The sequence below is a fragment of the Mucilaginibacter achroorhodeus genome (genome assembly GCF_007846095.1).
Classification (GTDB): domain Bacteria; phylum Bacteroidota; class Bacteroidia; order Sphingobacteriales; family Sphingobacteriaceae; genus Mucilaginibacter; species Mucilaginibacter achroorhodeus.
Map to the genome: position 1 here is coordinate 497,361 of NZ_VOEI01000002.1, position 22,735 is coordinate 520,095.

At 41.2% G+C, this 22,735-nt stretch carries 21 protein-coding genes; 1 reads left to right on the plus strand and 20 read right to left on the minus strand.

The window, feature by feature from the left end; genetic code table 11:
• Positions 1–14: 14 nt before the first annotated feature.
• From FPZ42_RS08120 to FPZ42_RS08180, 13 genes are all read right to left on the minus strand, one after another.
• Complete coding sequence (locus FPZ42_RS08120) at positions 15–293, minus strand: hypothetical protein (RefSeq protein ID WP_146270177.1); 279 nt, start codon at positions 291–293, stop codon at positions 15–17.
• Between the two features lie 200 nt (positions 294–493).
• Positions 494–1,522, minus strand: a complete 1,029-nt coding sequence (locus tag FPZ42_RS08125; protein ID WP_261382252.1) for a UDP-glucuronic acid decarboxylase family protein — start codon at positions 1,520–1,522, stop codon at positions 494–496.
• A 2-nt stretch (positions 1,523–1,524) separates the two neighbouring features.
• Positions 1,525–2,847 carry an NAD(P)H-dependent oxidoreductase gene (locus FPZ42_RS08130; RefSeq protein ID WP_146270179.1) on the minus strand — a complete coding sequence of 441 codons (1,323 nt, stop codon included), beginning with the start codon at positions 2,845–2,847 and terminating at the stop codon, positions 1,525–1,527.
• Between the two features lie 34 nt (positions 2,848–2,881).
• Positions 2,882–3,424 carry a dTDP-4-dehydrorhamnose 3,5-epimerase gene (gene rfbC / locus FPZ42_RS08135; protein WP_146270181.1) on the minus strand — a complete coding sequence of 181 codons (543 nt, stop codon included), beginning with the start codon at positions 3,422–3,424 and terminating at the stop codon, positions 2,882–2,884.
• 9 nt (positions 3,425–3,433) lie between these two features.
• Positions 3,434–4,525: an NAD-dependent epimerase/dehydratase family protein gene (locus FPZ42_RS08140; protein ID WP_146270183.1), complete on the minus strand. Its 1,092-nt coding sequence runs from the start codon at positions 4,523–4,525 to the stop codon at positions 3,434–3,436.
• A gap of 22 nt (positions 4,526–4,547) precedes the next feature.
• Positions 4,548–5,342, minus strand: coding sequence for a glucose-1-phosphate cytidylyltransferase (gene rfbF, locus FPZ42_RS08145; protein WP_146270185.1), 795 nt, complete (start codon positions 5,340–5,342; stop codon positions 4,548–4,550).
• Between the two features lie 66 nt (positions 5,343–5,408).
• On the minus strand, positions 5,409–6,386 hold the full coding sequence (locus FPZ42_RS08150; protein ID WP_146270187.1) for an exostosin domain-containing protein: 978 nt from the start codon (positions 6,384–6,386) through the stop codon (positions 5,409–5,411).
• 30 nt (positions 6,387–6,416) lie between these two features.
• Positions 6,417–7,493 (minus strand): CgeB family protein, encoded by a 1,077-nt coding sequence (locus FPZ42_RS08155; protein ID WP_146270189.1) that lies wholly within the window; start codon positions 7,491–7,493, stop codon positions 6,417–6,419.
• Between the two features lie 9 nt (positions 7,494–7,502).
• Positions 7,503–9,200, minus strand: a complete 1,698-nt coding sequence (locus FPZ42_RS08160) for a hypothetical protein (protein WP_146270191.1) — start codon at positions 9,198–9,200, stop codon at positions 7,503–7,505.
• Positions 9,201–9,233: 33 nt separating this feature from the next.
• Complete coding sequence (locus tag FPZ42_RS08165; protein WP_146270193.1) at positions 9,234–10,760, minus strand: hypothetical protein; 1,527 nt, start codon at positions 10,758–10,760, stop codon at positions 9,234–9,236.
• A 42-nt stretch (positions 10,761–10,802) separates the two neighbouring features.
• Complete coding sequence (locus tag FPZ42_RS08170; protein WP_146270195.1) at positions 10,803–13,160, minus strand: GumC family protein; 2,358 nt, start codon at positions 13,158–13,160, stop codon at positions 10,803–10,805.
• A 10-nt stretch (positions 13,161–13,170) separates the two neighbouring features.
• On the minus strand, positions 13,171–13,902 hold the full coding sequence (locus tag FPZ42_RS08175; protein WP_146270197.1) for a polysaccharide biosynthesis/export family protein: 732 nt from the start codon (positions 13,900–13,902) through the stop codon (positions 13,171–13,173).
• A gap of 371 nt (positions 13,903–14,273) precedes the next feature.
• Positions 14,274–15,218, minus strand: coding sequence for a GDP-L-fucose synthase family protein (locus FPZ42_RS08180; protein ID WP_146270199.1), 945 nt, complete (start codon positions 15,216–15,218; stop codon positions 14,274–14,276).
• 560 nt (positions 15,219–15,778) lie between these two features.
• Between FPZ42_RS08180 and FPZ42_RS08185 the strand changes: the two genes are divergently transcribed.
• A complete protein-coding gene (locus FPZ42_RS08185; RefSeq protein WP_146270201.1) occupies positions 15,779–16,186 on the plus strand; it encodes a helix-turn-helix domain-containing protein in 408 nt (135 codons plus the stop codon).
• A gap of 12 nt (positions 16,187–16,198) precedes the next feature.
• Here the strand turns inward: FPZ42_RS08185 and FPZ42_RS08190 are convergent, their stop codons facing one another.
• The 7 genes from FPZ42_RS08190 to FPZ42_RS08220 form a co-directional block, all read right to left on the minus strand.
• A complete protein-coding gene (locus tag FPZ42_RS08190) occupies positions 16,199–17,437 on the minus strand; it encodes a glycosyl hydrolase family 28-related protein (protein WP_186458723.1) in 1,239 nt (412 codons plus the stop codon).
• Between the two features lie 115 nt (positions 17,438–17,552).
• Positions 17,553–18,056: a DUF892 family protein gene (locus tag FPZ42_RS08195; RefSeq protein ID WP_146270205.1), complete on the minus strand. Its 504-nt coding sequence runs from the start codon at positions 18,054–18,056 to the stop codon at positions 17,553–17,555.
• A 10-nt stretch (positions 18,057–18,066) separates the two neighbouring features.
• Positions 18,067–18,660, minus strand: a complete 594-nt coding sequence (locus FPZ42_RS08200; protein ID WP_146270206.1) for a serine O-acetyltransferase — start codon at positions 18,658–18,660, stop codon at positions 18,067–18,069.
• Positions 18,661–18,671: 11 nt separating this feature from the next.
• Positions 18,672–19,451 (minus strand): DUF5672 family protein, encoded by a 780-nt coding sequence (locus tag FPZ42_RS08205; protein WP_146270208.1) that lies wholly within the window; start codon positions 19,449–19,451, stop codon positions 18,672–18,674.
• A 24-nt stretch (positions 19,452–19,475) separates the two neighbouring features.
• A complete protein-coding gene (locus tag FPZ42_RS08210) occupies positions 19,476–19,949 on the minus strand; it encodes a hypothetical protein (RefSeq protein ID WP_146270210.1) in 474 nt (157 codons plus the stop codon).
• A gap of 68 nt (positions 19,950–20,017) precedes the next feature.
• A complete protein-coding gene (lhgO, locus tag FPZ42_RS08215) occupies positions 20,018–21,265 on the minus strand; it encodes an L-2-hydroxyglutarate oxidase (protein ID WP_222431553.1) in 1,248 nt (415 codons plus the stop codon).
• Positions 21,266–21,337: 72 nt separating this feature from the next.
• Complete coding sequence (locus FPZ42_RS08220; protein WP_146270214.1) at positions 21,338–22,714, minus strand: exopolysaccharide biosynthesis polyprenyl glycosylphosphotransferase; 1,377 nt, start codon at positions 22,712–22,714, stop codon at positions 21,338–21,340.
• Between the last annotated feature and the right edge of the window lie 21 nt (positions 22,715–22,735).

The following is a 22,735-nucleotide window of genomic DNA, read 5'->3' on the forward strand; positions in this document are numbered from 1 at the left end:
AAATCTAACAGCGGTCACTCACCCATATTTGAGACAAATCCATTTAAAAGATAACCCACTTCACGCAGAAATTTGAGTTGCGGGCGCAAACTTTCCAAGGTGAGCTTATCACTGCAATTATCGATAATGGTATCTGTAATAGTCTGCGTCATTATCTCAAACTCGTTGCCGCGTATGGCCATAAACGCCTCACAAGCGGTTAGAAAATCGGCTATATCGCTTGAATTTACGGTATAGGTATACCCAGCCACTTCTATGTTCATACTTTTTAAGATGCCTGGTTCAGAACTCATAACTGTACTCATATTGGTTAAAGAATTAGTGTATGCGGTCCATTTTCTTAAAGGGCAGCAGTACGTTAATTAACTCTTTTTGCACCTTGTTTATAGAACAAAGCGTAAGCTATATCAACTACACTCTTTTACGAAAAACCAATATAGGAAGTTTCATTTTTTAAGCAAAAAATTCAGTGTTTTTAATAGTAAAGATCAACCTATAAACTTTTATTGTACCAGGTAAAATCCTTGTGTTTTATCTCGTGTTCCGGCAAAGACTTAAAATAATTGTAAGTGATCTTCAAACCTTCCGCACGGGATACTTTTGGCTCCCAGCCTAAAATTGCTCTGGCTTTGGTAATATCCGGTCTGCGTTGCTTTGGATCATCGGTTGGCAAGGGCAGGCTTATCAACTCCTGGTTTGTGCCGGTAAGTTTAATGATCTCTTCCCCAAATTCCTTGATGGTTATCTCATCCGGGTTACCGATATTCATTGGCTGTGCGTAGTCGCTGAACAGCAATCGGTAGATACCCTCTATCAGGTCATCAACATAACAGAAAGAACGCGTTTGCGAACCATCGCCGAACATCGTTAACGGCTCGCCACGCAAAGCCTGGCCGATAAAGGCAGGTAGCACACGGCCATCATTAAGGCGCATACGCGGACCATAGGTATTAAAGATGCGCACAATTCGGGTTTCCAAACCATGGAAGGTGTGGTAAGCCATGGTGATGGATTCCTGGAAACGTTTTGCCTCATCATACACACCACGCGGACCAACCGTATTTACGTTACCCCAGTATTCTTCAGGCTGTGGGTTAACGGTAGGGTCGCCATAGATCTCTGATGTTGAAGCAATAAGCATACGTGCATTTTTAGCACGTGCCAAACCCAGCAGGTTATGCGTACCCAATGATCCTACCTTTAAAGTTTGGATGGGTATCTTCAAATAATCGATAGGGCTGGCCGGCGATGCAAAATGCAGGATGTAATGCAGTTCGCCCGGCACATGCACAAATTTGGAAACATCGTGGTTGTAGAACTCAAAGTTCTCGAGTTTGAACAGATGCTCAATGTTGCGCAAGTCGCCGGTTATCAAATTATCCATGCCAATAACATGGAAATTCTCTTTTATAAATCTATCGCAAAGATGCGAGCCGAGAAACCCGGCTGCACCTGTTATCAGTACTCTTTTACGCTCGGCTACTGCCATATTGAGGCGGTGAGATATGGAAAGTTTTGACATGCTTATACCTGTTTGCTTAATTCATGTTCAGATTTAAAATACGCGCGTTGTTCCGCTCTAAGTCTGTCAATTGTACGCCCCTCCGGTAGGATAACATCGTCATAGGTCAAAACTGTGTCTTTACTAACATCTCGTTTTAGGATGCAATCTTCGGCTACGCCTATTGGTAACAGGTTTTCCATTTCTGCGGTATCGGCATTTTCGCACAGGCCATAGGTCATGTAATGGCCAATTCCATCAATAACATCTCCTGCCTTAAGATCGATTTTGGCAGCGGCAACAACTTCAACATAAGGCTTGCCCAAAGGGGTTAATGCAGCATCGTGAAACAGAACCGCACGCGCAATGGTCATTGGTACTTCAAAATGGCACAAGTGATAAGGCGTATAAAAAAGATAAAGCGGCCCCTCTCCTAACTTATATAAATTAAGATAATGTTTTTGCCGAGGATGGTCATGCGTACCAATTACAAACACGCCGGGCCCTGGTTCAGCAGCCACCACATAATCAACAATACCAGGACCATTGTTGATCAATTCTTCTATGGGATATAGCGCAATGGCTTCTTTAAGCGGCGTACCGGGTGCTGCTGTTGGGCCAAGCATTCCCCGCTTTGCTACCTGCATACCGGTACCATTTGCAACAATAGCTTGCTCAAACGATATTTTGCTTCCGTCTGCAAATGAAGAGACCATTGCAGGCTTTTGTCCCCATTTTTTTGCAAACGCCTCTTGTGTGGTTGGATTACGATACGGGTCGTGGAGGCCTTTAATGTTGCCTATAAGCACCGGCTTTACCCCAAGCGCTTTTACAAAACGATACAAATTCATTTGAACGCCGGGTTGGTCACCATCAACATTGGTATACACTACACCCGCTTCATCGGCATAAGTTTTCAGTATCGGTCCAACCGTTCCATCAACTTCAGCGTTCATTAAAATGATGTGCTTTTGGTTTTCAATAGCTGCAAGTATAAGGTTAGCTCCAAATTCAACAGCGCCGGTAACCTCAACTATTGCGTCTATCCCATTGGCTTTACAAAGCAAAAAGGCATCATCAGTAACACTAACAACGCCTTTTTTAATGTTTATCTCCAGTTGGGCAACGGTATCAACCGTGCTTGCATCAAAAATATCTGCTTCGTTATAAGCAACTTTAGCATGTTCAATATTGCGGTTAGCAATTGCAACGAGCTCCATGCCCGGCACATAGTTACATATTTGTATGGCTATGCCTTTGGCCATAAAGCCGGCACCTACCATTGCAACCCTCACGGGGTTATTTTGAGCCGCGCGTTTGGCCAGTGCGGTATCAACTATGATCATTTTGTGTAAATTAAGAGTGAAGTATTAATAACTATTACGCCATGATATGCGGCTCAAATGGTGCGTGCGACCGGTCTTTGTCTGAAACTACAACTGGATCTACGGGCCATTTTATATCAAATGCAGGATCGTCCCACCTGTAGGCTTTTTCAGCTATAGGAACATACATTTGGGTTACCTGGTAGGTAACATCTGTATTATCCTGCATGGTAATAAAGCCGTGGGCAAAACCCTCTGGTACATAAAGCATCCGGTAAGTGGCAGCAGAAAGTGCTACACCTACCCATTGTGTATAAGTTTCTGACTTTGGCCTCAGATCAACTATAACATCATATATAGATCCACGGGTACAGCGTACCAGTTTGGTTTCTCCATAAGGCGCAATCTGCATATGCATGCCACGCAACGTCCCCTTTTTTTTGTTGAAACTCACATTAGACTGCATTACATTTATATTTAGTCCTTGTATATCAAACTCTTCCATACAGTATGAGCGGCCAAAAAAGCCGCGATCGTCCTCCAGGCGCTTTACATCAATGGTAAATGCTCCTTTTAATTTTGTTTCGGTAAATATCATGATGATGGATTATACGGTTTCAAAGGGAGATGAACGTTCGGCAATATATGCTACCTTATCCGTCCACTCCAGGTCGTCATTTATTAGGCCGGTATCCTGTAAGCCGGTTAAAACTTTTAAACGCATCATCTTAGAATTTCTAAAATCTGCATCAGTAAAGTTTACAGCGCTTAAACCTTCGGCAAGTTCTTTTATAGTTCCCTCAAGTGTGTAACGGGGCTGATGAGCTGGTGCCAGTTTGGCGAACAGATCAAAGTTTACACAGTAAGATCGTTTATCCGGCGGCGCATCTGTATTCAAGGTTATTTGTGTACCGGATATTTCTTTTGCAACGGCAGTTGCCAGTTGGTGTACCTGATAGTTCCAGGAGTTACTACCGGCGTTAACAGCCAAATACTGCCCTCCGTTTTTGCTATCGCGGTTCACAGCCCACTCAATGGCAAGCGCCATATCTTTAACATGAATAAGCGGACGCCATGGGCTGCCATCACTTAAGATACTGATATGACCGGCCGAAACCGCACACGCTACAAAATCATTTAATACAAGATCTAACCGCAAACGATCGCTCATGCCGCAAGCCGTTGCAAAACGCAGGCATGTGACGGTAAAATTTTCATCTGCAAGCGGTTTAATATCCGCCTCAGTGAAAACCTTTGATCGCGCATAGGCCGTAAGGGGATTCAGCGTAGAATCTTCAGTTTTAGGTGCCCCTTCTGCAGCCCCGTACATGCTGCAGCTTGAGGCAAATACAAATGATCTTACCCCTGCATCTTTTGCCATCTCAGCCAGTCTCACGCTCGATCGATAATTTACGTCAAGCGTAATATTTTCAAACCGGCTTCCCATCGGGTCGTTAGAAATGGCGGCCAAATGGACAACAGCATCAACACCCTGTAATAACTCTGCAGGCAGATTACGTATATCGCCAAATAATTGTACATCAAGTTTACGCTCCGGCAAAATAGCTGCATTGGTGAGGCACGATCCAAAATAAGCCATATCAAAACCAATAAGCTTAGCATCCGGCAGTGCGGCACGCAATTGCGCTACAACGCCCGGGCCAACATAGCCCATGTTTCCTGTGATTAAAATTTTCATGATATGATAAGTTATTTAGTGGTCAAGGTGCGGTAGTTGTGGCTTTAGGGTACCACGCAGCTTTCCCCGCCGCCCAAAGCTCTTCGAGGTACATTTTATCGCGTAGTGTATCCATAGGCTGCCAAAAGCCGGTGTGTTTGTAAGCAGAAAGTTCGCCTTGTTTGGCAAGGTACTCCATCGGCTCGCGCTCCCAGGTGGTCTCGTCGTCGGTTATGTAATCTAAAACTTCAGGTTCAAGCACAAAATATCCGCCATTTATCCACGGCATATCACCGCCCGATGGCTTTTCATGAAAATGGTTGATACGGGTGTCTTGTTCAGCTAAATTGAACGCTCCAAACCTTCCGGGTTGCTGTACAGCAGTAAGCGTTGCCAATGTACCTTGTGTGCGATGAAAACTAATTAAATCTGTGATGTTCACATCGCTTACACCATCACCGTAGGTCATGCAAAATGTTTCGGAGCCCAGGTATTCTTTTACGCGTTTTATTCGGCCGCCCGTCATCGTATTATAACCGGTATCAACCAGCGTAACCTTCCAGGGTTCGGCGTTTTGCTTGTGCACATCTATGCTATTAGTTGTCATATCAAACGTTACATCTGAATTGTTAAGACAGTAACGGGAGAAATATTCCTTTATAACGTAAGATTTATAGCCACAACAAATTACAAAATCGTTTATGCCGTATGATGAATAGTACTTCATGATATGCCAAAGAATAGGCTTACCGGCAATTTCAACCATTGGCTTAGGGCGTACCCCGCTTTCTTCACTAATACGCGTACCCAGCCCGCCGGCAAGTATTACTGCTTTCATTTGAACTATTTTAATGTGATGACCAATTATTAGGATGAAGAATATGCAGAGGGGATTGCGCTATATTTAATAAGCGATCAAAGCCTTTAGTGGCTGAATAAATACAACCCTGAAAACATACCTCGCATAAGGTATAACGTGCCTTGCCTTTAACGAAAAGGTAATTTCTGACTGAGTTTTGGGTAATCTGAAAATACTTTCAAGCAGATAGGTAAAGATGATTTCCGGAGCGAAAAAATTTTCCCAGGCCTGCCGGCTCAACGCAGCCCGTTCTTCCCATTCATGTTCAGCTTTTTCTAATATGAGGGGAATATTAAATACATCGCGTTCGGCTACAAAAAGTGCAAAATCTTTCCACACTGGGCCTTGAGGCGCAACCCAATCATCTGAGATAATAACCGGCACCCTGCCTGCCTGCATGGTTTCAAATATCCTGAAAGATGATGTACCGGCGCCACGTGGGCACAATACAAACTTACTTTGCCCAATTAGTTCAGCATAATCAATCTTATCACGCCTGTGATCTTTATCGCCAAACATATTTTTTAGGGATGCCTGCAATATCCCTCTCGGATGCTGAAGTCTTAATATCTTACGCCGCGGGGGCGAATTTGGGCTACCAACAAAAGTGAACAGATATTTTGGGGCGATGCATAACTCGTGTTTTATATATGGATTTATATTTTCGATATAGGGTGAGGCTGCTATGAAGTTTTTATCAAAGAAGCGTTTAGGCATTGATGCATACAAACCGGGCAGCACCAGCCAGGGCTTGTCATGAGGGTTATACATAAATACCTTTTGAGGATATTTTTTTACCAGGTGATGCTGTTTAAGTTTTTTGTAAAACCTATCTGCTACGTGCCTGGAGTTTTCTACAAATAGAATAATGTCCGCTATATCTGCATTTTTTACAACCTTATATTTCTTAAGCTTATCTAATGCCGCATATTTAAAAATAGAGGATATTGGCTCATCATCGGTATACGCTGATGTTATGAATACATTTATCCATGCCGAATCTGTTTGTTGGCTGATCATCATTAGGGGTATAGTATTGATCTTGCTTTGTAATTATTTTATATATTGAAGCTGCACATCCGTTCGCTCCATCAGGTTCACCTCTTTTAAAATCTGGTAGCACACGTCCTCATTTCCGTTTTTGTTTTGATTTGCCCGCTGTTTTCCTGCTGCAGTGATAGTGTTACGCATTTTGTGGTTTGCCAGTAATTGCTTGCAAACCAGTATGCATTCGTTGGCATCGCTCCAGAAAATTGCTTCAGCATATTCTTTGTAGAGTTCGGTATGCTCTGAAGTACGCTCGGCGCATAGCAAACCACCCGCGTAAGGCACTTCCATCGAGCGCTGTGTATGCAAATCCCGGTTACCTTTTGATAACAGACCGAGGCAAATCTTTGCACCTTGTATGGCAGCAACATAATCCCTTCCACTTAAACCTTTGCCCCGGTAGTAGTGCTTTAGGTCCTTAAAATACGGCGACTTTTCCCATCGCTCTCCATAAATAGCCAATGGCAAGCCGCTATTGATCAGTTTAAGAATAAACTCGTCCCTTTTTTCATGGCGCATCCATGTGCCTATAAACACAACCTCCGATCTGAACGCCTGAGGAATATCTGCTGGATCAATAAAAGGCTTATGAATGATCTCGTCATAAGACATCATTACGCGTAGCACTTTTTTTGCTCCTTTTTCTTTAAACTCTTCAACATTTACCTCGCGCATCACAACACATAGGTCATAAAAAGGCAGGGATGCCAGCAGTGAATTGAAGCGGCCGCCGTCTCTGCCGCCTGTTGGATCGTCGTTATTATACAATATAATCGGCACACCTCTTTTCTTAAATTCAGCCATGCATTCAGGGCCAAACTTATCGCCGCTGTTTACCCAGATGAGATCAGTCTCAGGGTTTTCTGCTACAACCCTACGGGCCCATTTAACAACTTTTGTTTGCAAAAAGCGGTAACCTGTACGAAAATGTATTGGTTCAAGAAATTTTGAAAACGCAAGCCGACAGGCCATTTCATCTACATCATAAATTTTTACGGTATGCCCTAACCGGCGTAACGCGTTAGCCCGGTGACATGATGTGGTTGACGGGTGGCTATTACCCAAATAAAGTATATTGGCCATAGATCGATACTAAAAATTTAAAGATATGGGCGGGTGAGTCTTACTGTTGTTGTCAATCATGTCCAACTTCCTTCGGGTCAACGCCTTTGGCTTTGGACTTAGGATATTAAAAACCTTAGTAAGGTGGTAAACAACAAGATAAAGCACCACCAATTGTAGAAAATCGCGTATTAAAAATGTAGCCGTGGCAGTTGCGCTTTCCGCTGGCAAAAACCGAAAAATAGAGTCGAGCAACAACATCCCGCATAAACTAAAACTCAGTTTAGTAGTTGATGAGCCTGGTATGCTCCCGGGAATGATCTGTTTAGTAAAAAGCAAGTCGAACAAGTAAAATACCGGCACTATACCTATACCTAAAATAGCCAGGTACCACCACCCAAATGTTGCCATACCGATACCTGCCATGCTGCCAGTACGATATCCGCCCAAAGAGGCTTTGGGCCCTCCAGCCCGATAGTATAAATAATCGCCTATGGAAACGCCGCGGAGCATTTTCTTATCCACATTTATCTTAAGTACATCAAGCAGCGGCTGAGGTAAAATAGACAACACATAATCGATATTGAACTTACGCATCAGCGGATCCTGCCGGCCTATTCGCTTTGCCTCTATGAGGCTGGCATCATTAAACTTAATATTTGAGAAACGCGCCAAAAAAATATTGTTCAAATAATTCTCGTCCCAATCCGGCTTGCCGGTTATATCAGATTGGCGGTACTGTTCAATGGTTCTTTTATCCTGATAAGCTTCAAAAGTAAGGCTGATCAATCTGTCATATGGTATATCCATACGCTGCCCGCGCACAAGCACCATCGCTGTTCCTATGTCTGCTATGGGGCCGGTAAATAATAAATAAGCCCCCAATGCTATTACCGCATTTTTTACAGTAAGAAATTTTGCTTTGTAAACACCCAGCAGTAATCCCATAAAATAAGAGAAACCTACCGACGTGAAACCTATCATAAAACCACCTCTGCTGTTACGCCCTATACTTACCAGGAACAATAACATGGTGAAGCCTACAAGATATGCGATAAGCATTTTGGGTAATGGCTGTTTACTACCATATAGCCCGGTAAAAGGTATAAAGAACGGTGCGTATGAAAACGGCATTAAAGATTGAATAGCCTTATCACTTGCAGAGCCGGTAACTTCCCACCCTATATTGGGCGAATACAAATACACGTAAAAAGTAGCACCTATGCCTAATAAACCCATTATCCATAGTTGTATATGGGTTGGCGGTGTATACAAACCAGCTTTGGCCAGCAATGATCGTTCTCGTTTGTGAAGCGTATATGGCAATTGCCTGTATAAATAGTGTGCAATTACCAAAACGGCGAACGTAAGCGTAGAGTGAAGAAATACCTGGTACGGCAGTACAAAGTTAAATACAACAGGCTTCCATTCAGCAAGGGTAAACAGCAGCGGGAAGTAAAACTGTGTTAAAGTAAAGCCTAAGATAAGGAAAGTTGAAAGCGGGTAATCTTTTATCATCCCTATTTTAAGGAACACCGTTTTGGTATAGTACCAGGTAGCCAGCACACAAACAACCGCAACAGCATTTGGCAGTGTGGTGAATACAAAAACTTGCAAAACCGAAGTGAGCACCAATACCCACCACGACCACTTTTGAAGGCTTTCAATAAAGCTATACTTGTCACCAGGAAGTGAGATACTGCCGCCCTGTGAGATATTTAAATTCATAAAATAAATGAAGTATCTGGTTTGAGAGATATGTTATTTCCTGAATGCCTGTATATTACTAAACATAGCCTTTGCGCGGTAACGAGCGAACGAAGGCATGCTTCTCCAGTAATCGTACCCGTTCAAAAGCATCATTGCAAGAATTATTGGCAACAGTATAAAACGGCTGCTTTCAAATAGAATGATGAGTGCCATGCCAACTCCTGCTATTAAAACTGCACGCGTAGCAATTACAGATGCCCGCTTTGGCCACATAAGGCCGTTGTATTTTAACCAGCTTTTAGCTGTGCTGATGTAGCCAACTGTTGTTGCAATTTCTGCAGCAAGCAATATCATGCCCGCACCGGTTAAACCTGCATAGGGCACCATCAATACCATACCTGCTACTACAATAACAGCGGCAACAGCAGATATTTTCAACTGCACTTTTAAAAGATTATTTCCTGTAACTATAGCGATGGCGGGTTGTGCAATGGCATATACCAGAACGCTTAATGATAAAATTGCAAACAACAAGGGATCGAAAATAACTTTGCCCCTTGTCCACATATTGAAGAGCGGTTTGATAAACGTTTGCAGCGCAACTACTGCCGGCGCCATCAGCGCAATTATTACCACCCATATAGTCCCCAGCGCAATTTCGCTGCGTTCCTGCTCGCGTTTGTTTAAAAAATGCATCAGCTCCGGCAACATAGGATTTGATATACTGTGCAAGCCCTGCATGGCAAAATTAGCTCCCGTGCGTATAGTTGAAAATGCCACAAGGTTTGCAGCACCAGTTAATGGGGCCAGTATTACCCTTACTCCTACATTTCTTAAATTCTCAAGCATATTTTTGGCTGATACATTTATGGAATGAATAAAATTTCGCCACCCTAATGGTATTGATCCTTTACTGAACACTACTTTTTGCCGATGAATAAGAATAAAGAGATCTATGTATTGAATGGTATAAATAACGCTGCCGGCAACAGTCATTGCTACTGCTGCCTGCCAAAAGCTTGCACCGTATAAAACAGCAACAGCCGGCGCAATTGCATTAACAGCCATTGTAGCTGCTGTCCACCAGGCTACGCGGGGGTAATAGCCAAATACCGGCAAAGCACGTGTTATAACCCCTAAGCCACTGTAAAAAACACACCAGGCAATGCTTTGCATAATAATTACTATGCCTGCCGTGTGTATAAGCGACGGACTAAGGCCTTTTATCTCATTAAGTATAAGGCCAAACAGGCTGGTTTTTATCAAGAGTATGATCAAAATTACTTCTAAAACACCTACACCCAACCCTACCCATACTCCAGACCATAAGTAAAGGCCTATCTTTTTGGGGTTTGCTTTACCAATACGCAGAAATTCAAAACTGAGGAAACTGTGATGACCGATATCAATAGTGGTGAGCAAGGTTGAAAGGGCCTGTATCGCTAACCATAAACCGTAGGTTTTAATATCCCAGGATGAGAGATAAACCGGTACTAAAAGCACCTGCGTAAATACAGTTATCAAAATCTGCGACCATGAGGCTAAACTTCCGTTAATTAAGCGCCTGGCTATAGACATATGTGTTTAATAAATACTGATGAGTAATAGATAGGGTGATACTTAAAACCTGGCGGCAAAATCTGTAAATACCGATTGTGGCTCTTCTTTGCTTTTTTTGTCGGCATAGTAATCCCAATCCATTGAGTATCCAAAACGCTCGTCCATTTCTACGCTGTTGAAAACTATCTGCATGTTCCTGAGCTTGTTTGACTGGTACACCTCTTCTATATATTCCAGCTCTGCTTTATTGGTGTAATTATGCCTTACAATGTACAGGCATACATCGCACAGCGGGGCCAGTATAGCTGTATCAGTCACAAGGCGCATTGGCGGCGAATCTATCAGGATGTTATCATAATCAAATTTCAATGTATTGATTATCAGCTCCATTCGTTCGCTTTCAAGCAGTTCTGATGGGTTATCTGGTATAGCACCTGATTTTATCAGCATCAGATCCGGATGGATACCTGATGGTTGTATAATTTCTTCAATTGAAGCTTTTCCTTGCAGGTATTCGCTCATGCCCGGGCGGGTGTTGCTGATATTGAATAACTTTGAGATCTTGGGCCTGCGCAGATCTAACTCTATCAGGATGGTACGTTTACCAGATACAGCAAGAGATGCGCCCGTGTTACTGGCCACAAAACTTTTACCCTCACCGGCCTTACTTGATGTAAAGAGTGTAACCCTGGCTTTTGCCGATGGGTTTGTTGCCTGCAGTAGGTTTGTACGCAGCAGCCTCAGCTGTTCGCCTATGGCATAATGTCCCTTGTTTAAAACCACCAAGTTACTTTTATCTCTTGATCTTAAAAGCTCGCAAATTATTGGTGCAGATGTTTTAAGCTCTATTTCATGTTTTGTAAGGATGCGGTTTTTGAACGCTTTGCGTGTAGAAATAAATGCAGCGGGCATAATTAAACCACATAGCAACGCTATAGCTACGGGGAACTTTGCAGAAGAAACCGGCAACTCGTAATAAGCGTCTTCAACTGTGCGTGCATCATTTAATGTTGATGCGTAACTCAAGGCAATTTCTTCGCGTTTCTGTAAAAGGTATACATACAGATTTTCCTTGATCCCCTGCTGGCGTTTAACGCTCACATACTGGCGCTCATGCCCTGGTATACTTTTTATTGACGATTCGAAATTTGAGTTATTGGACTCTAATTGACGCTTTGTGGCAATAAGCGAAGATTTGATACTGGAGATCTTATTTTTGATAGCTTCCCTTGTGCTTTTTATCTGGCTTACAACCGGGTCAAAAATCGGGTTCTCAGCAGGTGTGGTGGCCAGCATACGTGTCATCTTCAATTCCAGACCTGCTAATTGGTCTACCAAGCTAACAAGCCCGGGATCAGCAATGCCGATTGTAGCAGGTGCCGAAGTGTGCGATGCTGAATTGACAAACGCTTCTGTCTCGCGTATCACGTTAAGCTGAATGTTTACCTCGTTTAACTTAACATCATTAGACTGTATGTTGTTTAAATACAGCTGCGATTGTGATGATATATCTGTTAATCCGATACTGCTTTTATAATCTTCAACTGTTTTTTCGGCACCTGATAATTCATTGGTCAGTAATGATAGCCTGTCGTCAATAAACTTAAGCGTACGGGCGGTTTCCTGATTTTTAAAATCAATATTGGAATATTTGTAAGCACCGATAAGATGGTTCAGTATTAGTGTGCCTCTCGCAGCTACCTGGTCATTCATCTGAATATCAACCAGCGGGGCGTTCCTGTCTAATATTACATTTAAAGCTTTTTGATAACGGGTTATTGCGGCTTCGGTATCCTGTACATTTATACGCAGGGTTTTGCCTATGTAACCATTTAAATCAGCCCCACTGTTCAACTGCCAACGGCCAAACTTATTCACAAGCGGTTCATTGAACGGAAGCCTCACCGTTTTGCCACCATCTTGTTTTAGCTCAAAATATTTGTTATTTATAATGGTTAGGTCCAGCACTTTGGTCTTGTCGCCTAACTTTAGCGGGCTGTTAATTTTAAAAGTTACCGGGACTGTGTTATAAACATCGCGATAAGTAAGATGATAGGGCACCTGGTAATTAATTTCCAATTGCAGTTCATTAACTACTCTGCGTATCAAAGGTCTTGATTTTATAATAGCTACTTCGCTTTCAGCCAACTTGGGAGATTGCAAAATATCCAATTTTTCAAGCGCTGTTTTAGTCTCTGTCTGGTCTTTTCCGGCATCGTTAATGGCTATTTTTGCCATTATCAGATACTGCGGCACATTATTCTGGATATAAAAGTAAGCTCCTGTTAAACATAGCGCTACGCTTATCAAAAACAAGGGCCAATGGTAAGAGTAAGTACTCCAAATCCTTTTTACATTCTGCGAGTTGTTGTTGCTTGCAGATTCTTTATACAAATATTGTTGATCTTGCATTTTCATCTTCGTGGTTTTAATTTCTTAAAACATTAGCCAGTACTATTGCCACAATTGACAGGCCCGATAACAATAAGCTAAGTGTACGATATCCCCTGTCAACTTCGGCAAATTTTGTTTTATCGGGTTGTACATACAAAATATCGTTATTGCGCAGGTAATAACTATCTGCCCGTAAAGTGCTTGTTTTGGTGAGGTCGATATTGATGTAAGACCGCTTGCCCTCAACCTCTCTTATTAGTAATACATTGGTTCGCAGGGCGGTGATATTCAGATCGCCGGCAAGGCTGAGTGCATCTAATACGCTTACTTTGGAGTTGGCTATTTTGAACACATCAGGCCGTAAAACATCGCCCAATACCGATATTTTAAAATTGGTGATCTTAACGTTCACCGTTGGGTTTCTTAGATATTTGCTAAGTGATGTTTTAAGCTTTGTTTGAAGATCATCTGCCGTTGAGCCGGCCACCAAAACCTCGCCTAATAAAGGCAATTGTATAGTGCCACGCTGACTTACCTGGTATTCGGCTTTGCCGGTTGAGTCTTGCCAGGCGCTTGCGTTAGCACTGGTTACATTTACGCTGAGAATATCCTGCGGTTGAATAATAAGCGGCGAATAGTTTGTGATCTCTTCCTGCGGAGAAGGCGATCTTTTTACATCCTGAAAGTAAGGTACGTTTTTGTAAGAACTGCAGGACGATAACCAAACCATAACTGCTATGGCCTGAAAAAATAGACTTTTTTTCATTAGTAAGTGATTGATTAAATTTATTTGGATTAAGGCAACAGCAATAAACTATGCCGAGGAATGCGGATTGCAGGCGATTGGCCAAAGCTTCGCCATTTGTCTTACAACGCCGTTATTATGTTTATTAAATTCGCCCCTATCAGGAGATTAATTTTAATTTCCCTGGCGTTTAATACCTTAAATTTAATCACAAAAAAATGGTTTAAACAGTAGTTTTAGATTGTGGGTACTATATTGAGTAAAAGAGAGAAATACTGTGAACAGATTGCCTGGCAGGATTTTGAATTAGTTTCAACTTTTTGTTAGAACTTGTTTTTATCAATTAATTCATCTTAAATTAAACCTTGATCAAATCTTAAATAAGGCTTAATTTATACAGCCAGGAGGTTTTCATAGCGCACCAAAAAATCCAAATATGCTTTTTCTAACCCTTCGGTAAGGTCCGTTTTCGCTGTCCATCCCATTTGCGTTAATTTTGAAACATCAAGTACTTTACGTGGCGTACCATCAGGCTTAGAGAGGTCGTTCTCTATACCGCCTTCATAGCCGACAACGTTTTTAACCAAATGTGCAAGTTCTGCAATGCTTTCCTCCTTACCTGTTCCTATGTTTACTGCCTCAGCCCCATTGTAGTTTTGCATCAGAAAATAGCAGGCATCGGCCATATCATCCACGTATAAAAACTCGCGTTTAGGAGAGCCAGTACCCCACATGGTAATAAATGGCAACTGCTGCATTTTGGCTTCATGAAAACGGCGGATAAGGGCTGGCAACACATGAGAATTTTGCGGATGGTAGTTGTCATTGATGCCATACAAACTGGCAGGTAAAGCGCAAATAAAGTTACATTGGTATTGATGCCTGTAGGCCTGGCACATTCTTATCCCGGCAAGTTTGGCAATCGCATAAGGCTCATTAGTTGGTTCCAATGCCCCCGTAAGCAGGCTGTCCTCCTGTAAAGGTTGTGGTGCCATTTTTGGATAAATACAACTTGAACCCAGAAACAACAACTTGCTAACACCTGTTTTACAGGCATAGTGTATAAGGTTGTTCTGTATCTGTAAATTATGATACAAAAAATCGGCTTTATAAGTATTGTTGGCCATTATTCCCCCTACTTTGGCCGCCGCCACAAAAACGTATTCTATTTGTTGCTCTTCAAAAAAAAGGGCAACCTTTTGCTGATCTCTCAGATCGAGCTGTGCCGATGTGCGGACGACTATATTGGTATAACCTTCCTTATGCAGCTTCCGCAAAATTGCAGAGCCTACCATACCGGTATGGCCGGCCACATATATTTTTGAAGAATTTTCCATTTTAGTACTCGTTTTGGTGAATTATTATAAAACCAGACTCTTACAGTATTTTGTTAAATAGAAATAATTAAAGGTCACCCTTGCCTTTCTTAAGCCAGACTATCGTGTTGTTGCCGCGGTTACACCCACACTGCATAAGATAATACGGCTTGCATTTAGAAACTAGTGTCGAAGTTTTTGGCCACATGGATAGTTGAATAAAGGATATTGAAAAATAAAAGTCATACAAAGGTCATCTATCGCAACCTTAATAGGCCATCTGACGATTATTTTATGTTTTTATAAGTTAAAAGAATTCCAAAAATTTAATAATAGGTTAATTTTAAATAGTAGGATAAATTTCTACACAGGTAGTTATATAAATTCGGAGTAAAAACAAATTAACTCTTAATTACAAAAAATCCTTATTAGTATCTATAAGTCTTTCATTACTATCAATTTAAATAAAAACCGCGGTAAACAATTTATCGTAAAATCGATTATCTTTATTGTAAATACCCTAACCCGAATCACTGCTTAGCTGACCTTAAAGACAAAAGCCGAGCCTTCATCTTACAAATATGGAAATAGACGTACACTACGGTCAAATTGTAGAAAAAATTGTAAGGCGCAATAGTTATAGTATAACTGAACTTGCTGCCCTTACTAAAGTAAACCGCCGATCAGTCTATAACTGGTTTAATCAAAAACGTTTAAGCCCGGGAATCATCTACAAGATTGGGATAGCTTTAGATTACGATTTTTCGATAGAGATGCCAGAGCTTTTTTCTTCTGATGATTTTAAAAAGCGATCACACGATGATAAACCGCCGCCATTATTTTATAACGGGTTGGCAAACCGTGATGATGATATCATTTGGAAAAACAAGTACATTGATCTGTTAGAAGAGTTTCAGGCATTATTAGCATTACAGCTTAAAACTGCCCAGGAGGATAAGGATAGGAAAATGCAGACCATAGTAGAATAAAGCGTTGCCAGTCTACTTTTGAACCATACCTGCCTTATCATCCATCATATCTGAGCGGACACCCTTTACAAGGCGACCCACACCGCGCAGGTAAACACTCCATTTGGTTTTATTCAAATTCACCTGGTAAAATTTATTTTTAAGCGCTGCAATGCTGCCGCCATCAATAATAATTGTACCAATGGCTTTTCCTTCCCCCCCACCAAAAGCCCTTATCATTTTTTCGGTATAGGGGGTTTGATTACCAATATTGCAGCCATCGATTTTCAGAGAACAAGGCATATCCAAAAAAAACAAACAGCCGTTCATCAGGTCAGATGTTTCCGCTGGGTTGTAATTGCTTATTTCAATACTTCTGAAGATAATAGCCGGGGCAACGTTGCCGTTATGCACAACCAGCATGTGTTTGCCGAGTTCAAAACGGCCTCCGTTTATCAAATATGTTTGCGCGTTTGATATTTCAAACTCCAGGTTATTGTGTGATGTGCCGGTACCATAAAAATAAAATGCACCGTTACCCGTGTTCTTAGTGTCTGTTGATGTATTGCTAAAAAACTTGTCGAGATACGCGCCAAAACAAGTATTAAGAACATTATTTAGAGAATTTGGGCCTTCGTTATGCCAGCCAATTTGCCCATTTATTACTTTGCCATAGTTGCCATATACAGAACAGTTATTCCAATTTATTATACTGATATCAGCACCACCACTAGATACTGCACCTATGCGCCAGCCCCGCTGCCCTATACCCTTACCCAAGCTTACATGGCATGTTGTAAAATTAATATTTGAGGTAGAATGAGCAGTTCCATCAGTATCCAGATCAATACCTACAATGTTTGGAGCATTTAACAACTTTATTTTTACCCCTTTCCATGTGGAAAAACGAAGCCCTACGATACGCAGGCATGCGCCTGTTGAGCCACCGTATAAAAATACGTTATCCCCATTAGCCTCTACATCCAGCCTAAACTCATTAGAACCGGCTGGCGGCACAATGCTTATAGTTCTGGTGATCTTGTATGTTTTCGCAGGGATTACAACTTTTAGCTTTTTTAATGTCGCGCTGCTAAACATGCTTTGAATAGCACGTGTATCGTCTTTTATTCCATCTCCGGCAGCGCCATAATCTTCAGGTGAAACATATTGGGCAGCGGTTTTGGGGTTGTTTACGTTAACTGCCTTCACCTGTTGCACAAATCCCGTCAGCATAAATAACGTTGTTAACGCTTTTGCTAAAGACCCTAACATAAAAGCAGTTTTTTATAAACGGCAGCAAGTACCATGCAACCGTTTAATTCCTGAATTAAACTGATCATTATTTTTATAAAGAACTTGATACTCATTGTCAAAATACGTTCGCAGATCAAACGTTTATCATTTTTCCCATAATGGATAAGAGCAGCACACGATCTTCTTTCGCTTCATCAAAACTCTCGCGAAGCATAGCCCTTACCGCTTTTAACTTAAGCCTGGTTGCTATTAATTGCAAAACCTGAAACGCTGCTATTTCCATATTTTCGATACTTTGCATGTAAAAAAGAATATTCAGGTCCCTTATCTGTGTATCAATACTGTTTTTTTGAATCTTGTAAAATGCTTCCTCGGCCATATTAACAAATGCATCACATGCACCCATGTCGGGGTCACGTTCTATAATAATGTAGATAGCCTCAATTCGCATTATCTGGTTTCTGATATCGTACACATTCTCATCGATAGCAGCCTTTAAATCGTTAAAGTTTGCACTATCAGATACTTCTGAAAAACGCTCAACAAAGTGAGTTTTGGCCAGGTAAACTATATCGAGATAATCAACAAAAACCGACAGGAGTTTCTCCTGGCTTATACTGCTTAGGCGTGTTATCATATAATGTCAATTATGCACTTGTGTACAAACCGTTGTTCAACATTTCACCTTGTTTTTCAACAAGTTGGATCCGCTTAAAATTTGTAGGATTTACCTTGCCAATTATGGTTTTACCTACAATTTTTAAAGGATTACCATATGCAATGGAATTAGATGGAATTGACTTAGTTACTACAGTGCCTGCGCCAATGGTTACGTTGTTGCCTATTGATATGCCGCCTGTTATTACACAGTTTGCGCCAATATTAACGTGGTTACCAATTACGGGCGAATCATTTATATGGGCACTCTTATTACCTACAGTTGTACCCTGGCGGACCAATACATGGTTTCCTAACTTAGTTGCACCATTTATCACAACCTTGCTGCCATGTGCTAAATTAAAGCCGACACCAATTTCGGTTTCGCTGGGAATATCGATATCCCACAACCAAACTATTAATAACTGATATATTGCGAGCACCGGAAGGCCTAACAACCTCGCCAATAAAGATTTACGCGTTTTTACAGAATGAGCTACTCTAAACAGTACAACCGCTATTGTGGCTTTTCTGCTGCAACTATTTATTTTAATATCAAGCTTTATGGTGTCTAACAATCGCATAATCAATAATATTAAACTGTATAACCGTATTCTCTTATACACGGCAGCCAAAACTCACGATTGTGCTGTATCCAGCCATGAATACCAAATGGTAGTGTTGCACTTTTTTTATTGCTGAAAGGAAGTTCGCTTTCAATAAAATCCTCATATGCAGCACCAAACCAACGCGCCATTTCTAATGGTGCTATGGTAAATGACGGTGAAAGTTTAGGAAAATGCTGTGTAAAAAACAGATCGTCGTAAAAGGGATTCTTGCGAAGCTTTCGTATAAAATGATAGAGATCAATATATATTTTAAACTTAGAAGTGATGTTGTAATAGGTATTCACTTTTTTTAAACCGAAACCTCCGTTGCCAAAATACTCGGGCCGGGTAAAGCCCGTTAGTTTTCTGATGGTTGTGTTTTTAAAATTGAATACAGGGTTGTAAATAACAGAGCCTACATAATCGTAACCCTTGGCGCACCACTTCTCCAATTGATCGGTAAATACGAAGGCATCTAAATGGCATATAAGTATGAACTGAAAGGGTGAAAAACGCTTGTAAAAGACAGGGCTGCTTTGTAGAACACTAAATTGTTCGTACCCTTTCCAGGCAAACCTTTCAAATATTATCTTGCCTTTACCCGCGCAAAAATCTTCGTACCATTTAACATTAAGATCAACCGTTGTCATGAATGTTATAGGATATTTACCAAGAATTTTTAGCGTTTGTGCCAATGAAACTTGTTCAAGCGCTGTGGGCTTCTCCATATAAATTGGTATTACTACGGTTACCAGCTGCTTGATCATGATTAACGGATATTGATATGAAGATTAATGACTGTTTTGCACCAGGCTGTAGCGATATCGTCTTCCGTCCTTGATCGTGGCCAACAAATTTTTAGATTTCAGATCAGACAATACAGTAGAAAGATGTTTGATCAGCGGTTCTAATTGTAACTCGGGCTGTAGCAACATTAAATGGCTGGCTATTTCATCTTTAACGCCTGCATTTATCTTGCTAAGTACAAAAGCTATTTTTAAACTCAATGACAATTGCGGCCTGTAACTTTCCGGTATAACAAGTGGTTTATATCTTCCGGGAGTCTTTGCTACCTGCCTTTGATGCCCGATTGCAAGCAGTTCTGACGAAAGCCCCTCAAGCATACTGCTGGTTGCCTCCATACTTTCGAGATAGTTATCATTAATGGCAGATATTATTTCTTTTATGCGATGTATCTCGCGGACGTGATGTGTTATCTTGTTTTCTAAAAAACCGAGGACGTCTTTTTCCGTAACATGGGTCATACTTAATTGGATTAGCAATATTTAATGAGGGGGCATTATGAACTGTCATTTAAAGGATGCAACAGTTTTCAATCTATTTCATTCAGTATATATCTGCCAATTGCTAAAGATGACGTAGCCGCCGGCGACGGTGAGTTAAGAACGTGAATTATAGAGCCTTTATTTAAAATCTTAAAATCATCAACCAGGCTGCCATCCCTGTGGCAGGCTTGCGCGCGCACACCGGCCCCGCCTTTTACCATATCGGCCTCAGTAATTTCGGGCACTAAAACTTGCAGTGCTTTTGTGAAAGCTGATTTTGACAATGAACGATGTATCTCGCCAATACTTGTTTTACCATATTTGCCCATCACTTTCCAAAAGCCCGGCCAGCTTAGGGTTTCCCAAGAATCGCGTGCGTTAAAATCGCTGAACTTGTAGCCCTCGCGTTTAAAAGCTAAAACTGCATTTGGCCCTGCTTCAACCCCGCCACCTATCATACGAGTAAAGTGTACGCCCAAAAAAGGAAGATTGGGATCAGGCACCGGGTAAATAAGATTTTTAACTAAATATTGCTTTTCTTTTTTCAGTTCGTAATACTCGCCCCTAAAAGGAATGATCCTCAGATCATTTTCCGTCTCTGTATAATTAGCGATCCGGTCAGAAAACAACCCCGCGCAGCTTACCAACTTTTTAGTTGTATAACTACCGGCCGTTGTGACCACTTCATTGGTATCACTTTTCGATTCAACCTTTATAACACTTTCACCAAAGCGAGATTCTCCATCCAGTTTATGATAAAGATCAAGCAGGGTCAAAGCCATAGCAGGGTAATCAATAATACCTGTTTGCGGTACGTGTAATGCTTTTATGCCTGCGCAATGCGGTTCAATTTCTTTTATTTCTTCTTTTGAGATATACTTAACTCCTGTTAAACCATTCGCTATACCGCGCTCGTAAATGGAATGTAACCGATCAATTTCCTGCTCTTTGGTGGCTACGATGATTTTCCCGCATATGTCAAATGGGACACCGTATTCTTTGGCAAATTCTAAAAGACTTTTGTAACCCGCAATGCAGTTTTGCGCTTTTAAACTCCCGGGCTTATAATAGATGCCGCTATGGATAACACCACTGTTATGACCTGATTGATGCTGTGCTACTGTAGATTCTTTTTCGATGACAAGTACTTTAGCACTACGTTTTTTTAATTTAAGTTGATATGCAACCGATAAGCCCACCAAACCAGCGCCAATAATTATATAGTCGTATTTAACAGAGTTTACGATATTCATCTGGATAGAACTACTGGGTTTGCCCACAGCAGGATCGCACATTACGGGACGGACGCAAGTGCAATCGCTATGCTATGAACTTTGGGGTTATATATTGGTTGTTGGTTACGAAAATTAGTAAGCTTTACTTTCGCCTTTAAAAATATTGAAACAGGTTTTGTATATGATCTGCACATCAAGTTTGGTAGACCAGTTTTCGATATACCAGATGTCGTGTTCTACCCGTTGTTCCATCAGATCCAGCGTTTGGGTTTCGCCCCTAAATCCGTTTACCTGTGCCCAGCCTGTTATGCCTGGTTTTAAGTAATGCCTAACCATGTAGTTATTAATAAGCGCGCGGTACTCTTCTGTGTGTTTAAGCATATGGGGCCTTGGGCCAACAATGCTCATGTTACCAATCAAAACATTCCAAAACTGCGGCAACTCGTCAATACTGGTTTTGCGTAAAAATTTACCTATGGTAGTGATACGGCTATCGTTTTCGCGGGCTTGCAGAACATCGCCAAAGCTGTTTATCCGCATACTCCTGAACTTGTAACATTGAAATTGCTTTCCGTTCAAACCATTACGCATTTGCTTAAAGAACACATCACCCTTGCTTTCACAGATTATTAGCAAAGCAATTATGGGAAACAGCCAACTGAGAATAAATACTATAACCAACAAGCTAAAGACAATATCGAACAGGCGTTTTACCACTATGTTGTTGATATCCTCTAAAGGTTCTTTCCGAAGACTTAGAACTGGTATGTTACCTATATTTGTCAAAAATGGTGACTGAATGAACCTGTTATAATTATAGATCAGCTTTAGCCTTATACCATACCGATCTGCTTCTTTTTGTAACTGAGCAGTAATTTCGGCATTTACGGTTGGTAATGATACGTACACCTCACTTAACCCCTTTTCTGCTGATTCTTTAAAAAAGTGACGGTAAGCAGATGCTTCATTTTCGTTTTCCCAATCTTTATGTCCGTCAATGGTCACCGCCTCAAACTGATGATGCATGGCATAACTATTTAAGTAAGGTGCCAATTGCCTGTTTGATGAATAGAGCTCAAACAATGAAATCGTTTTTTTGGGCCCAAAAAACTTATTTACAAAAGGCTCGGTTATCATGAAGAGGTAGCGGCTTACAATAAACGCCGAAAATAAAACTGTGATAAAGATCAACAGGAAATACCAAATATGTTCGGTACCTACAAAATTGGCGTATGCAAGAAATATAAATATCTGCATAAGCGTGCTTTGCACGGTTGCCCATACAACTCCCTTGAAATTATTAATCGGGTTTAATTGATACAGTTTAAACACTGTTGAGGTCATAACCCAAATAAGTATGATAACAAAATATGAATACTTCCAGTCGTTAAAACTGTTGCCACGTTGAATATCCGCGATATTTGAAGCAGTAAAAAAAGCCAGATTAAGTGCGATACAATCAGACACAAACAAAGCCAAACGAAGAAAATACAGGTACTTGTTTTGCATAAATTTAGCTTTAAGAATTAT